Source organism: Streptomyces sp. NPDC002463, from assembly GCF_042889835.1.
In the GTDB taxonomy this organism is placed as follows: Bacteria; Actinomycetota; Actinomycetes; order Streptomycetales; family Streptomycetaceae; genus Streptomyces; species Streptomyces nymphaeiformis.
The window spans coordinates 93,519-107,283 of sequence record NZ_JBIARL010000010.1; the positions used below are offsets into that span (position 1 = coordinate 93,519).

Consider the following 13,765-nt stretch of genomic DNA (forward strand, 5'->3'; position numbering starts at 1 on the left):
ACGGGGGCGTGCCGTGCGGGGTGTCGGCGCGGCACGCCCCGGGGGTCAGCCGGTGAGCTCGTCGACCGCCGTCCGCAGGCGGCGTACGCCCTCGACGATCTCCGCGGGGCCCGCGACACCCGCGAAACTCAGCCGGATGTGGCCGGCGGGGGGTTCGGCGCAGAAGTAGGGGCGGCCGGGGGCGGCGGTGACCCCGGCGCGCAGGCCGGCGGCGAGGAGGGAGGCCTCCGGGAGGGTGTCGGGGAGGCGCAGCCAGAGCTGGTAGCCGCCGGAGGGAATGTGCGGGAGGGCGAGTTCGGGGAGGTGGTGGGCGAGGGCGCCGGTCATGATCTCGCGGCGGTTCCGGAGCTCCTGGGTGACGGCGCGGAGGTGGCGGGGCCAGGCCGGGGAGCCGACGAGTTCGAGCGCGGCCTCCTGGAGGGGCCGGGGGACGAAGAAGCTGTCGACGACCTGGATGGCGCGCAGCCGTTCCAGGACGGGTCCTCGGGCGGCGAGGGCGCCGACGCGGAGGCTCGCCGAGGTGATCTTGGTGAGTGAGCGGACGTGGACGACGACCCCGTCGGGGTCATCGGCGGCGAGCGGTGCGGGGAGCGGCCCCGCGTCCTCGTGGACGAGGCGGCGGGCGAAGTCGTCCTCGACGACGAAGGCCCCGGCGGCGCGGGCGATGCGGACGACCTCGCGGCCGCGTTCGGGGCGCAGCATGGTCCCGGTCGGGTTCTGGAAGAGCGGCTGACAGACGAAGACACGGGCGCCGGTGGCCCGGAAGGCGGCTTCGAGGAGTTCGGGGCGCACTCCGTCGGCGTCGGTCGGCACGGGGACGGGGCGGAGTCCGGCGGCGCGGGCGACGGCGAGCATGCCCGGGTAGGTGGGCGACTCGACGAGGACGGGGGTGCCGGGCGGGGCGAGGGCGCGCAGGGCGGTGCTGATCGCGGACTGGCCGCCGGCGGTGATGAGGACCTCGGCCGCGGTGACGCTGCCGCCGATCTCGCGGGCGAACCACTCGCGCAGTTCGGGCAGGCCGTCGGTGGGGGGTCTGCCCCAGGCGCCGGGGCGGCGGCCGGCCCGGGCGAGGGCGGAGGCGAGGGCGCTCTCGGGCTGGAGGGAGGGGTGGAGGTAGCCGCCGTTGAACTCGATCACGCCGGGCGGGGGCGCGGAGAGGGTGACGAGGACGCCGGAGGCGTCGACGGCCCGGGGAACGAGTTCGGTGGCGTTGTCGGCGCTGAGGGCGACCTCCTGCCAGGAGGTGTCGCCCACGACGGGCGTGGGGGTGCGTGGTTCCGCGCGGAAGGCGCCGGCGCCGGGACGGGTGACGACGAGCCCTTCGGCGGCGAGCTGCGCGAGGGCCCGGGTGACGGTGACCGGGGAGACGCGGTAGCGCTCGACGAGCGCCCGGCTCGACGGCAGCTTTCCACCAGGTGAGTAGCGGTTCAGTTCCGCCCTCAGGGATTTCGCCAATTCCGCGACACTGCTACGCTCATGCATGAGAACGCAGGATAGCGCTACTACTCCGACCACGATAGCGGTCACCGCTACGGGAACCCCCGGGAACGGATCCGCGACAGAGGCCCGCACCGGCGTCGACCCCCGGACCCGCGGCACCCTGCTCGCCGGGCTGGGCGTGATCTCCTTCTCCCTCACCTTCCCCTCCACCGTCTGGGGTCTGGAGAGCTTCGGCCCCTGGTCGCTGGTGGCCGTGCGCTCCACCCTCGCCGCGCTCATCGCCGGCGCCTTCCTGCTCGCGGGCCGGGTGCCACTGCCCGAGCGCCGCCACTGGGCGGGCCTCGCCGTGGTCGCCTGCGGTGTCGTCATCGGCTTCCCGCTCCTGACCACGCTGGCCCTGCAGACCTCCACCACCTCGCACGCCGCCGTGGTCGTGGGCCTCCTGCCGCTCACCACCGCGACCGTCGCCGCCCTGCGGACCGGCCGCCGGCCGTCCCGTACCTTCTGGATCGCGGCCGTCTCCGGCGCCGTGGTGGTGCTCGGCTTCACGCTCAAGGAGAGCGGCGGCTCCTTCTCCACGGGCGACCTGTACCTCTTCGGGGCGCTGCTCGTGTGCGCGTCCGGATACACCGAGGGCGGCCGGCTCGCCGCGCTCATGCCGGGCTGGCAGGTCATCGGCTGGGCCCTGGTCCTCTGCCTTCCGCTGATGGCGGTCGCCTCGGCCGTGACGCTGTCGATCGAACCGGTGCACCTGACCGCGCACGGCGTCATCGGCCTCGCGTGGGTCGCCGCCGGCTCCACCTTCTTCGGTCTGTACGTCTGGTACCGCGGGATGGCCGCGATCGGCATCCCCAAGGCCAGCCAGCTCCAGCTCGCCCAGCCGCTCCTCACCCTCTTCTGGTCGGTCTTCCTGCTCGGCGAGACCCTGCCGCTGGCCGCCCCGGTCGCCGCGGTGGCGGTCCTGGTGTGCATCGCGGTCACCCAGCGGGCGAAGAGCTGACGCGACGAATCCGGGCGGAACGGGTCACAATGGCAGACAGAGGCCCTGCGCAGTACAGGGCAGGACCGGCCCGGTCGCGAGGAGGTCAGCTCGATGCAGGCGAGCGTGGGCGACAAGCTGCTGGTACACGGCCGGACCGTGGGTCACCACGACCGCACGGCCAAGGTCCTTCAGGTACTGGGGGAGAACGGCAATCCCCCGTACCGCGTGAAGTTCGAGGACGACGGTCACGAGGCCCTGGTGTCGCCGGGCCCCGATTCCGTCGTACGCCACCGCCCGGAGGCGGGGACCGGCTGAGTCACCGCCTCGGCGGACGGACCCTGGTCGGGTAGTGGTCGGCCACCACGGTGGTCATCGCCCCGATCGGGTCCGCGGCGACCTCCTTCGCGGAGAAGTAGCAGTGGCCGCCGACCGAGGGGTACCGGGCGGCCAGGTCCAGATGGCGTGAGAGCTCCCGCGGGTCCTGCCAGGCCGCGGGCTGGGCGGGATCGCCCGCCTTGTAGAGCGCCTCGCCGATGTAGAGCCCGACGCCGGTGTCCCGGACCACCGCGTCCCACCAGGGCACCAGCTTGGCGTAGTCGGCGGCCGGCAGCCCGATGTTCCAGTACAGCTGGGGGATCACGTAGTCGATCCAGCCCTCCCGGATCCACTTCCGGGTGTCGGCGTGGAGGTCGTCGTACGTCTGGACACCGGCGCGGGTGTCCGAGCCCTCCGGGTCGGTGGCGACGTTCCGCCAGACCCCGAAGGGGCTGATGCCGAAGGCCGTGTGCTTCCTGATCTCCTTGATCCGCGACGACATCTCCGAGACCAGCAGGTCGGTGTTGTTCCGCCGCCAGGACGCCTTGTCGGGGAAGTCCCCGCCGTACCGCGCGTACGCCTCGTCGTCGGCGAAGACCTGGCCCGCCACCGGGTACGGGTAGAAGTAGTCGTCCCAGTGCACGGCGTCGATCTCGTAGCGGCGCAGCGCGTCCAGCATCGCGTCCTGGACGAAGCTCCTCACCTCGGGCAGCCCCGGGTTGTAGTAGAGCTTCCCGCCGTAGGGCAGTACCCATTCCGGGTGAAGCCGGGCCGGATGGCCGGCGACGAGCCTGCTCGGGTCCGTGTGGTTCGCCACGCGGTACGGGTTGAACCAGGCGTGCAGTTCGAGCCCGCGGGCGTGGGCCTCGTCGACGGCCGTGCCCAGCGGGTCCCAGCCGGGGTCCCGGCCCTGTGTGCCGGTGAGGCACTGCGCCCACGGCTCGTACGGCGAGGGCCAGAGCGCGTCGGCGGTCGGCCGGACCTGGAGGACCACCGTGTTGAGCCGGCGGTCGACCGCCGTGTCCAGGTGGCGGAGGAGTTCGGTGCGTTGCTGCTCGGCGGTCAGCCCGGCGCGGGAGGGCCAGTCGCGGTTGGCGACCGTCGCCAGCCACATCCCGCGGAACTCCCTCCTGCGGTGCGGTTTCCCGCGCGCCTCGGTAGTGGCGTCGGCCACAACCGGGCGTGCCGCTCCTGTCGTTCCCGTCACGGCGAGCGCCGCTCCTGTCGCGCCGGCCACGAACCCTCTTCTGCCGAAAGGCCGCACTTGTACCCCTCCTCTGTCGGATACGTCACACGCACCCGGACAGCATGCCCGCCTCAGACGATCGATCATCGGTTAATGAGCGGTAACGTCGTGGGGGTAGAGGCGGGCGCACCCGGAATCACACGGGCACTCCGCCGACGGAGAAGAGCGAAAGGCACGAGGTGACGGACTCCATGGCCGACATTGAGCGCGTCGGAGTGGTGGGCTGCGGCCAGATGGGCGCAGGCATCGCAGAGGTGTGTGCCCGGAGCGGGCTCGACGTGAAGGTCGCCGAGACCACCGGCGAAGCGCTGGAGATCGGCCGCACGCGGCTCTACAACTCGCTGGCGAAGGCCGCCGAACGCGGCAAGATCAGCGAGGAGGAGCGGGACGCGACGCTCGCCCGCCTCAGCTTCACCACCGACCTGGGCGAGTTCGCCGACCGCGACCTCGTCATCGAGGCGGTCGTGGAGAACGAGCAGGTCAAGACCGAGATCTTCCAGGTCCTCGACCAGGTGATCACCCGGCCGGACGCCATCCTGGCCTCGAACACCTCCTCCATCCCGCTGGTGAAGCTGGCCGTGGCGACCTCCCGCCCCGACCAGGTCATCGGCATCCACTTCTTCAACCCGGCCCCGGTGCAGAAGCTCGTCGAGCTGATCCCGGCCCTCACCACCTCCGAGGGCACGATCAGCCGGGCCCAGGCCTTCGCGGAGAAGGTTCTCGGCAAGCACGCGATCCGCGCCCAGGACCGCTCCGGCTTCGTGGTGAACGCGCTGCTCGTGCCGTACCTGCTCTCGGCGATCCGGATGTTCGAGTCGGGCATCGCGAGCCGTGAGGACATCGACAACGGCATGGAGTTCGGCTGCGCCCACCCGATGGGCCCGCTGAAGCTCTCCGACCTGATCGGCCTGGACACGATCGCGTCGATCGCCGACTCGATGTACTCCGAGTTCAAGGAGCCGTTGTACGCCGCTCCCCCGCTGCTCCAGCGCATGGTGGACGCGGGCCGTCTCGGCCGCAAGACGGGCTCGGGCTTCTACCCGTACAACTGACCCGAGGTCCCCACCCAGACCCGGAGTCGGCGTCCGACCCCTGACGCCGTCCTCCGGCCGGACGGCCCGCGCCCCCGCACAGGCACGGGCCGTCCGGCACATTCGCTCCCGCGTCTCAGCCGAGGCGCAGATGGTGGAGCATCAGCAGTCCCGCGGCCATGTTGGCGGCCGGGATCTCGCCCCGGCCGATCATCCCGGGGATCTCCTTCAGCGGGACCCACGCCCGCCGCGAGGACTCGAAGGCGTCCTCGGGCGGTCCCGTGTACGTGGCCCCCTCCGCCCAGTAGAGGTGATGGCGGGCGTCGGTGAGGCCGTTCGAGGGTTCGACGGTGAGGAGATGGCGCAGCGGCCCCGGCCGCCAGCCGGTCTCCTCCTCCATCTCGCGGGCGGCTGCGGCCTCGATCTCCTCGCCGTCCTCGACGATGCCGGCGGCCAGTTCCCAGCCCCAGCTGTCGGTGATGAAGCGGTGGCGCCAGAGCATCAGGACTTCGTCGGCCTCGTTGACGGCCGTCGCGACGGCGACCGGGCGGAGCCGGATCAGATAGTGGTCGAGGCGGCGGCCGTCCGGGAGTTCGACGTCCGCGAGGTTCACTCGGAACCAGCGATTCTCATAGACAGCGCGTTCGCTGAGTTTCGTCCACTGCACGTTCTTGCCACCTTCCGATCGGTCGGTGCTTGTTTGGTGGCAATATCGCAGCAGTTGACGGCTCACAGGGGAACGCGCAGCGCCCCTTCGATCAGAGCGGCTGCCTCCCGGGCCTCCCCGCCGCCACTCGCGAGGAGATCCCCCCGCACCTGCGTCAGCCGGTCCCGCAGCCGCCGCGACTCCATCCCCCGCGCCCGCTCCGTCATCTCCACCGCCGTGCGCGCCGCCCCGTCGGCCTCCCCCTGCCGCAGCTCGACGCGGCACAGCATGGCGAGCCGGTGCACCCGGCCCCGGTCGTGCGAGGGCATCCCGACCGCCGCCGCCGCGTGCTCGTGGGCCGCGTCGAGTTCACCCAGACCGAGGAGGGCCTCCGCCACCTGGACGTTGACGAATCCCGGCTGGACGTAGCCGGTCTCGACCGGCTCCTCCCCCGGGCTGATCCGCTCCGCCTCCGCCTCGGCCCGCCGGATGCAGGCCAGCGCGGCCACCCCGTCGCCCAGACGCGCGTACGCCTTCGCCTGCATCGCCGTCAGATCGGCGGCGAGCGCCGGGGTGATCTGCCGCCCCGCCGCCCGCAGCGCCGCCTCCGCGAACGCCACGGCCTGCCGGTGCTCCCCCGTGAACAGCGACTGGTTGACGAGGAGCGCGATCACGTACGCGCCGAGTCCCCGGTCCCCGCTCGCCTTCGCGAGCCGCAGCGCCTGGTGGAAGTAGCGCTGGGCGAGACCGTGCGCGTCCGCGTCGTACGCACAGATTCCGGCCACCGCGACGAGCCCGCCGGTGGCCCGGTGCAGCTGCCGCCCCAGCGCGTCGCCGTACGCGCCCCTCAGCAGCGGCGCCGTCTGCGTGTTCAGGAAGCCGACGATCCGCGCCCGGGTCGCGATGCCCCCGGCCCGGCGGTACATCTGCTCGTAGTGCGACCGGGCCGCGGTCAGGACCGCGATGTCGGCCGCCGAGACCGTCGCCCGGCCCGTACGGGAGACGTCCACGTCCTCCGGCGGGTTCTCCCACTCCCACACCGGCATCACCGCCTGGGTGCCGGTCACGGCCGGGGCCGCCACGATGTGCGGCCGCTGCTGCTCGTCGGAGCGCCACAGCGCCGCCGCCCGCTCGACGAAGCCGGACAGCGGCGAACCGGCGGCCGGCGCCGGACTTCCCGGCACCCCGAGACCGATGTCGTCCAGGGTCACCTGCCGGCGCAGCCGGACGGCGAGCACCTCGCAGATCAGGTCCGGCACCTGGCCGCGCGGCCGCTGGCCCTTCAACCAGCGGGCCACGGCGGTGTGTTCGTACCGCAGGGCAAGGCCCCTGGCCCGGCCCGCCCGGTTCACATGGGCGGCCAGGCCGGCGTTCGAGACGCCCGCTTCGTCGAGCAGGGCGTCGAGCAGGGTGTTGGGCTGCATGGCCGCTCCGGTCGCTCGCATGGCCGCTCCGCTCGCTCGGTGAACTCAGCCTAGCGGTGGCCGAATTCATACGGGTCGAACCGAGCGGAAGCCCCCCGTACCGGTGATTTCGCACGGGGTGTGAACGAAGTACCCGTTCTCCCGGCCCGCGTACTCTGCCACACCCGTCCCGGCCCCGGTTGACTGTGCTTCTCGCCGCAAGGCGAAGACCGGGCCGCCGGCTCCCCCTCGTACAGTGCGGCCGCCCGGTCCGCGTCGCCCGCCCCGCTGATCTGCCCGACACTCCGTGGCGGGGCGGGCGACGCCGGTCCCCCCGGTTCCTTCCGCTCAGCAGTGGGAGGAGGGGGCGGGCCGGGGGCGGCGCAGCCCGGGTTCGGCGGGCTGCGCCGGCACCCGGACACGGTCGTTGCGTACGACGAGCAGCGCGATGTCGTCGGCGAGCCGGCCGCCCGTGTGGTGCAGCAGCGCCGCGTGGACCCGGCGGACCAGGGCGGCCGGCGCCTCGCGGGGCACCCCGGAAAGGGCGGCGTCCAGCGCGAAGAACCGGCCCCGGCGGTCCCGGGCCTCCTCCGCTCCGTCGGTGTGCAGGACCAGCGTCTCGCCGGGCAGCAGCCGGGCCGCCGTGTACGGCACGAGCCCGGCGGGCAGCGGCAGCACTCCGAGCGGTGGCAGCGGGTCCCCGACCGGGAGCCGCTCCACCCGCCGGCCGAGGCGGTACGGGCCGGGGTGGCCGCAGTTGAGGACGGCCAGCCGCCCGTCGGAGCGGACCTCCACGAGCAGCAGCGTGACGAACTCCTCCGCCGCCGGGTGTTCGGGCTCCGCCCCGGCCCTCGCCGGGTGCTCCTCCCGCCCCCGCTCCCGCAGATGGCGCTCCAGGGCCCGCTCGAGACGCCGCAGCACCCCGGCGAGTTCGGGCTCGTCGTGCGCGGCCTCGCGGAAGCTGCCGAGCACCGCGACCACCGCGCCGAGCGCGGCGAGCCCATGACCCCGGACGTCCCCGATGACGATCCTCACCCCGTAGGGGGTGGCCACCGCCTCGTACAGGTCGCCGCCGACGGACGCGCCCCGGGAGGCGGACAACTGCCCGGCGGCCAGCGTGAGTCCGTCGAGTCGGGCGGGCAGGGGCCGAAGGAGGACCCGCTGGGTGGCGGCCGCGACGGCCCGGACCCGGGCGAGCTCCCGTGCGAGCCCGCGGTGGACACCCCACACCAGGCCGAGACCGACGCCGACGAAGACGACACCGGTGGCGATCCGCATGGGCAGCCCCGGCTGCCGGGCCAGGGGACAGCCGTACTTCCACGCCAGGGCCACCGCGCCCCACGCGGTGGGAAGAGCGAGCGGGGCCATCCGGCGAAGCCGGGAGCCATCGGCGAGCAACGACCTGGTACGGATCATGCACGGCCCTTTCCGAGCCCCGACAGCGCCCGGAGGCCCTGCGGCCCACAGGTCCGCCCCTGTGGCCGCGTCGATTGTGCCGACCGCGCGGTCCGCCGTGGAACAGCCCCCGGCGATCTCACCCGAAGGAGTGAGCGCCCCCGCCGCGCCGCCCTCCGCCAGGGCCGCGCCACGCGCACGGATCACCGAGCCACGAGCGGGAGTGCGGTTTCCGTGCCCCCCGAACGGCTTCCGGGCCCCTGAGCGGCTTCCGGGCCCCGGAAACGGCGGAGGGCCGCCCCGGGGATTCCCGGGGCGGCCCTCCTGGTGGTGCTGCGGTGCCTCAGGCGCCGCGCAGGACGGCGCCCGTGCGCTCGGCGGCCAGGGCCACCGCGGCGTCGCGGGCCGCGGAGGCCTCGTCGACGGTCAGGGTGCGGTCCGGGGCGCGGAACTTCAGCGCGTACGCCAGGGACTTGCTGCCCTCGCCGAGCTGGTCGCCGGTGTAGACGTCGAACAGCCGGATGGACTCCAGGAGTTCACCCGCGCCCTCGGTGAGGGCGGCCTCGACGTCGGCGGCCGGGACGCCGGAGGCGACGACCAGGGCGACGTCCTGGGTGGCGACCGGGAAGGAGGAGATCCGGGGGGCCTTCACGGGGCCCTGGTTCGCCTTCTCCAGGAGGTCCAGGTCGATCTCCATCGCGCAGGCGCGGGCCGGGAGGCCGTACGCCTTCACCACGCGCGGGTGGAGCTCGCCGGCGTGGCCGACGAGGACCTTCTCGCCGTCCACCTCGACGTGGAACGCGGCGCAGCGGCCCGGGTGCCAGGGCGCGTGCTGGTCGGCGCTGATGATCAGCTCGACCCCGGCCTCGGCGGCCACGGTCCGACCGGCCTCGACGGCGTCCGCCCAGTCGGACGGACGGCCCTTGCCCCACCAGCCGGCCTGCTCGCGGGCACCGGCGAGGACGACGGCGGCGCGGCGCGGCTGCGCGGGCAGCGCGGCGTTGACGCGGGCGATCTCCTCGTCGGAGGGGCGGCGGTCGACGCCCAGGCGGACGGCGACGCCCGGCTGGCCCTCGGTCGGCCGGAAGACCAGACCGGTCTCGAAGAGCGCCAGGTCGTGGCTGCCGCGGCTGTCGTTGCGGCGGAGCGCGCCGAGCAGACCCGGGAGCAGGGTCGTGCGGAGCGCGGGCTCCTCGTCGGAGAGCGGGTTGACCAGCTTCACGAGGCGGCGACGGTCGTCGTCCGCGTCGAGACCGAGCTGGTCGAGGGCCTGCTCGCCGATGAACGGGTAGTTCAGCGCCTCGACGTAGCCGGCGCCGGCCAGCGCGCGGCCCACCCGGCGGTGGACGCGCTGGCGGTCGGTGAGCCCGCGGCCGGCCGGGGGCTTCGGCAGCGTGGAGGGCAGGTTCTCGTAGCCCTCCAGGCGGATGACCTCTTCGGCGAGGTCGTTCGGCACGTAGAGGTCGGGACGCCACGACGGCACGGTGACGACGAGCTCGTCCTGGCCGTAGACGTCGCAGCCGACCTCCTGGAGGCGGCGGACGACGATCTCACGGCCGTAGTCGACGCCCGCGACCTTGTCGGGGTGGTTCGCCGGCATGGTGATCGTGTGCGGCGCGGAGGGGGCGGCGATCTCGGTGACGCCGGCCTCGGCGGTGCCGCCCGCGAGCAGCACGAGCAGGTCGACGCAGCGCTGCGCGGCAGCGGCGGCGGCCTGCGGGTCGACACCGCGCTCGAAGCGCTTGGACGCCTCGGAGCCCAGCTTGTGACGGCGGGCCGTGCGGGCGATCGAGATCGCGTCGAAGTGCGCGGCCTCGATGACGACCTCGGTGGTCCCGGTGACGATGCCGGTCTCCGGGTCGGTCACCGGGTCGGCGATCTCCGTGTCGGCACCGCCCATGACGCCCGCGAGGCCGATCGGCCCGCGGTTGTCGGTGATGACCAGGTCCCCGGTGTCGAGGACGCGCTTGACGCCGTCGAGCGTGGTGATCTTCTCGCCGGCGGCGGCGCGGCGGACCCCGATGGGGCCGTCGATCCGGGTGCGGTCGTAGGCGTGCAGCGGCTGACCGAGCTCGAACATCACGTAGTTGGTGATGTCGACGGCGAGCGAGATCGGGCGCATGCCGGCCTTCTGCAGGCGGCGCTGGAGCCAGATCGGGCTGCGGGCCTCGGGGTCGAGGCCGACGACCGTACGGGCGGTGAAGCGGTCGCAGCCGAGCGGGTCGGCGATCTGGACCGGGTAGCCGTACGAGTTCGGCGCGGGCACGTCGAGGAGCGCCGGGTCGCGCAGCGGCAGGCCGTAGGCGGTGGCCGTCTCGCGGGCGACGCCGCGCATCGAGAGGCAGTAGCCGCGGTCCGGGGTGACGGCGATGTCGAGGACCTCGTCGAACAGCTCCAGGAGGACCGTGGCGTCCGTGCCGACCTCGTGCTCCGGCGGCAGCACGATGATGCCGTGCGTGCCGTCGTCGCCCATGCCGAGCTCGTCGCCGGAGCAGATCATGCCCCGGGAGACGCGGCCGTACGTCTTGCGCTCGGCGATCCGGAAGTCACCGGGGAGCACGGCGCCGGGCAGCGCCACGACGACCTTGTCGCCCTCGGCGAAGTTCCGGGCGCCGCAGATGATCTCCTGGGGCTCGCCGGTGCCGTTGGCCTGGCCGACGTCGACGGTGCAGAAGCGGATGGGCTTCTTGAACTCCGTCAGCTCCTCGATGGTGAGGACCTTGCCGACCACCAGCGGGCCGGTCAGGCCGGCGCCGAGCTGCTCGACGGTCTCGACCTCGAGGCCTGCCGAAATGAGCTTGGCCTGGACGTCGCGGCCGGTCGCCGTCGCCGGCAGGTCGACGTACTCCCGCAGCCAAGAAAGCGGGACCCGCATCAGATCTCCATCCCGAACGGCCGGGTGAACCGGACGTCACCCTCGACCATGTCTCGCATGTCTTCCACGTTGTGGCGGAACATCAGCATCCGCTCGATGCCGAACCCGAAGGCGAATCCGCTGTACTTCTCGGGGTCCACACCGGCGGCGACGAGCACCTTCGGGTTGACCATTCCGCAGCCGCCGAGCTCGATCCAGCCCTCGCTGCCACAGGTGCGGCAGGGACGGTCCGGGTTGCCGACGGACTCGCCGCGGCAGACGTAGCAGAGCATGTCCATCTCTGCGGACGGCTCGGTGAAGGGGAAGAAGTTCGGCCGCAGCCGGGTCTTCATGTCCGGGCCGAAGAGCGCCTGGACCATGTGGTCGAGGGTGCCCTTGAGGTCGGCCATGGTCAGGCCCTCGTCGACGGCGAGCAGCTCGATCTGGTGGAAGACCGGGGTGTGCGTGGCGTCGAGCTCGTCGGTGCGGTAGACGCGGCCGGGGCACACCACGTAGACCGGGGGCTCCCGGTCGATGAGGGTGCGGGCCTGGACCGGCGAGGTGTGCGTACGGAGCACGACACCGGACTCGTCGCCCGTGGTGCCCTCGGGGCCCTGGACGAAGAAGGTGTCCTGCATCTGCCGGGCCGGGTGGTCCGGGACGAAGTTGAGGGCGTCGAAGTTGAACCACTCCGCCTCGACCTCGGGACCCTCGGCGACCTCGTACCCCATGGCGACGAAGACGTCGGAGACCCGCTCCATGAGCGTGGTCAGCGGGTGCCGGGCGCCGGCCGGGACGCGGTCGTACGGCAGGGTGACGTCGACGGCCTCCTCGACGAGGACGCGGGCGTCGCGCTCGGCCTCCAGCTCGGTCTGGCGGGCGGCGAGCGCCTTGGAGACGATGCCGCGGGCCTGGCCCACGATCTTTCCGGCGGCGGCCTTGGCCTGCGGGGGCAGGGCGCCGATCTCCCGGTTGGCGAGCGCGAGCGGCGAGGTGCCACCGGTGTGGGCGGTCTTCGCGTGCGCGAGCGCGTCGAGGTCGCCTGCGGCCGCGAAGGCGGCGAGCGCCTCGTCCCGCATGCGCTCGATCTCTTCCGGTTTCAAGGCCTCGACCTCGACCGGGTCGTACGACTTATTGGGTGCCGACATCTCTTCCCGTGCTTCCGTTGGCTGGCTGGGCGGCCCCGCTCGACGTCAAGGGCGCAAACGTGCCAAAGGACGAGTCTAACGGGGCGCGGGGACGCGAATGAGCCCGTGGGCAGGCCGCGCGGCCACTGATCTCGTACGGTCTCGACTGCTGAGACGTCAGAGGAGGTGGGCCGGGGTGCCGACGGGCAGGATAAATCGGAACTCGGCCCCGCCACGGGGACCTCTTCCGACGGTGATGGTGCCGCCGTGGGCCTCGACGACGCCCTTGACGATGTAGAGGCCGAGGCCGGTGCCGCCGCGTTTACTGCCCCGCCAGAAGCGGGTGAAGACGCGGCCCATCGACGCTTCGGGGATGCCGGGTCCCTCGTCGCTCACGGTGACCTCCGTCCCCTCTTCTCCGTCGTCGCCCAGCGTGGTGGGTGCCACCTCGATGGTGACGGTTCCCTCGCCGTGGCGCACGGCATTTTCGAGGAGGTTCCCGAGGATCTGGTCGATCTTGTCGGGGTCGGCCCAGAGCACGGGCAGCTGTGGCCTGATCCGTACGAAGAAACGGTCAGGGGACTGGCCGCCGGTGGTGTGCACCTGGATGTGCCGGCCGACGGCGGCGGCGATGTCGACGGGCTGGCGGCGCACTTCGAGGCGGCCGGAGTCGATCCGGGAGATGTCGAGGAGTTCGGCGATGAGCCGCTTGATGCGGCCGGCGTCGGCGTCGACCGTCTCCAGCATCAGCCGCTTCTGCTCGTCGTTGAACCGCTCCCACTTGTCGAGGAGGGTGGCGGTGAACCCCTTCACGGAGGTGAGCGGGGAGCGCAGTTCGTGCGCGACGGTGGCGATGAGCTCGGCGTGGCTGCGCTCGGTGCGGCGGCGCGCCTCGGTGCCGCGCAGGGAGACCACGACGCGGCGGACGGGCCCGGTGGGGTGCTCGCGGACGTACCGGGCGGAGACGAGGACCTCGCGGCCGCCGGGGAGGAGCAGGTTGCGCTCGGGCTGGCCGCGGCGGGTGGAGAGTCCGCCGTACGGATCGGTCAGCGCCCACCAGCGGCGTCCCTTGAGGTCCTCCAGGGGCAGCGCCTCGTCGAGCGGGCGGCCGAGGGCCCGGTCGCCGCGGACGGCGGTGATGCGGCCGGCGGCGGCGTTGAAGCAGACGACGCGACCGGTCTCGTCGGCGATGACGAGACCGTCGGGCAGGTCGTCGGCATCGACCCCGGCGAAGCCGAGGGGCGGTTCCGGGGCGTGCGGCGGGGCACTCCGTGCCTGTGCGGGACTGTCCGTGTCGACCGTCATCCCCGTACCCCACCCCTCCGT

Annotated in this window: 11 protein-coding genes; 3 read left to right on the forward strand and 8 right to left on the reverse strand. The window is 73.1% G+C overall.

Going from position 1 to position 13,765, the window contains the following annotated elements; translation table 11 throughout:
* Positions 1-45: 45 nt before the first annotated feature.
* Positions 46-1,482, reverse strand: coding sequence for a PLP-dependent aminotransferase family protein (locus ACFYX3_RS21140; RefSeq protein ID WP_389015465.1), 1,437 nt, complete (start codon positions 1,480-1,482; stop codon positions 46-48).
* On the opposite strand from ACFYX3_RS21140, the gene ACFYX3_RS21145 reads away from it, so the two are divergent.
* Positions 1,481-2,440, forward strand: a complete 960-nt coding sequence (locus tag ACFYX3_RS21145; RefSeq protein WP_389015468.1) for a DMT family transporter — start codon at positions 1,481-1,483, stop codon at positions 2,438-2,440. The genes ACFYX3_RS21140 and ACFYX3_RS21145 overlap by 2 nt on opposite strands.
* A gap of 93 nt (positions 2,441-2,533) precedes the next feature.
* Positions 2,534-2,737, forward strand: a complete 204-nt coding sequence (locus ACFYX3_RS21150) for a DUF1918 domain-containing protein (protein WP_116161936.1) — start codon at positions 2,534-2,536, stop codon at positions 2,735-2,737.
* A gap of 1 nt (position 2,738) precedes the next feature.
* Here the strand turns inward: ACFYX3_RS21150 and ACFYX3_RS21155 are convergent, their stop codons facing one another.
* Entirely contained in the window at positions 2,739-3,974 is a 1,236-nt protein-coding gene (locus ACFYX3_RS21155; protein ID WP_389015472.1) for a glycoside hydrolase family 10 protein, read from the reverse strand.
* 200 nt (positions 3,975-4,174) lie between these two features.
* Here ACFYX3_RS21155 and ACFYX3_RS21160 point away from each other — a divergent pair, with 200 nt between their 5' ends.
* A complete protein-coding gene (locus ACFYX3_RS21160) occupies positions 4,175-5,035 on the forward strand; it encodes a 3-hydroxybutyryl-CoA dehydrogenase (RefSeq protein ID WP_382660243.1) in 861 nt (286 codons plus the stop codon).
* 115 nt (positions 5,036-5,150) lie between these two features.
* On the opposite strand, the gene ACFYX3_RS21165 is transcribed toward ACFYX3_RS21160, so the two are convergent.
* The 6 genes from ACFYX3_RS21165 to ACFYX3_RS21190 form a co-directional block, all read right to left on the reverse strand.
* Positions 5,151-5,681 carry an NUDIX domain-containing protein gene (locus ACFYX3_RS21165; RefSeq protein WP_181924676.1) on the reverse strand — a complete coding sequence of 177 codons (531 nt, stop codon included), beginning with the start codon at positions 5,679-5,681 and terminating at the stop codon, positions 5,151-5,153.
* Between the two features lie 62 nt (positions 5,682-5,743).
* On the reverse strand, positions 5,744-7,084 hold the full coding sequence (locus ACFYX3_RS21170; RefSeq protein WP_389015954.1) for a transcriptional regulator: 1,341 nt from the start codon (positions 7,082-7,084) through the stop codon (positions 5,744-5,746).
* 327 nt (positions 7,085-7,411) lie between these two features.
* Entirely contained in the window at positions 7,412-8,479 is a 1,068-nt protein-coding gene (locus ACFYX3_RS21175) for a PP2C family protein-serine/threonine phosphatase (RefSeq protein ID WP_389015477.1), read from the reverse strand.
* A 322-nt stretch (positions 8,480-8,801) separates the two neighbouring features.
* Positions 8,802-11,333 carry a phenylalanine--tRNA ligase subunit beta gene (gene pheT / locus ACFYX3_RS21180; RefSeq protein WP_382660248.1) on the reverse strand — a complete coding sequence of 844 codons (2,532 nt, stop codon included), beginning with the start codon at positions 11,331-11,333 and terminating at the stop codon, positions 8,802-8,804.
* Positions 11,333-12,460, reverse strand: coding sequence for a phenylalanine--tRNA ligase subunit alpha (gene pheS, locus ACFYX3_RS21185; protein ID WP_385659736.1), 1,128 nt, complete (start codon positions 12,458-12,460; stop codon positions 11,333-11,335). Before pheS ends, pheT begins: the two co-directional genes overlap by 1 nt.
* 156 nt (positions 12,461-12,616) lie before the next feature.
* Positions 12,617-13,744 carry an ATP-binding protein gene (locus ACFYX3_RS21190; RefSeq protein ID WP_389015482.1) on the reverse strand — a complete coding sequence of 376 codons (1,128 nt, stop codon included), beginning with the start codon at positions 13,742-13,744 and terminating at the stop codon, positions 12,617-12,619.
* Between the last annotated feature and the right edge of the window lie 21 nt (positions 13,745-13,765).

Excerpts from the sequence above, each read along its gene's own strand:
- ACFYX3_RS21145 (WP_389015468.1), top strand. The coding sequence starts at position 1,481 with ATGAGAACGCAGGATAGCGCTACTACTCCGACCACGATAGCGGTCACC.
- ACFYX3_RS21140 (WP_389015465.1), bottom strand. The coding sequence starts at position 1,482 with ATGCATGAGCGTAGCAGTGTCGCGGAATTGGCGAAATCCCTGAGGGCG.
- ACFYX3_RS21150 (WP_116161936.1), top strand. The coding sequence starts at position 2,534 with ATGCAGGCGAGCGTGGGCGACAAGCTGCTGGTACACGGCCGGACCGTG.
- ACFYX3_RS21160 (WP_382660243.1), top strand. The coding sequence starts at position 4,175 with ATGGCCGACATTGAGCGCGTCGGAGTGGTGGGCTGCGGCCAGATGGGC.
- ACFYX3_RS21170 (WP_389015954.1), bottom strand. The coding sequence starts at position 7,084 with ATGCAGCCCAACACCCTGCTCGACGCCCTGCTCGACGAAGCGGGCGTC.
- ACFYX3_RS21175 (WP_389015477.1), bottom strand. The coding sequence starts at position 8,479 with ATGATCCGTACCAGGTCGTTGCTCGCCGATGGCTCCCGGCTTCGCCGG.
- pheT (WP_382660248.1), bottom strand. The coding sequence starts at position 11,333 with ATGCGGGTCCCGCTTTCTTGGCTGCGGGAGTACGTCGACCTGCCGGCG.
- pheS (WP_385659736.1), bottom strand. The coding sequence starts at position 12,460 with ATGTCGGCACCCAATAAGTCGTACGACCCGGTCGAGGTCGAGGCCTTG.
- ACFYX3_RS21190 (WP_389015482.1), bottom strand. The coding sequence starts at position 13,744 with ATGACGGTCGACACGGACAGTCCCGCACAGGCACGGAGTGCCCCGCCG.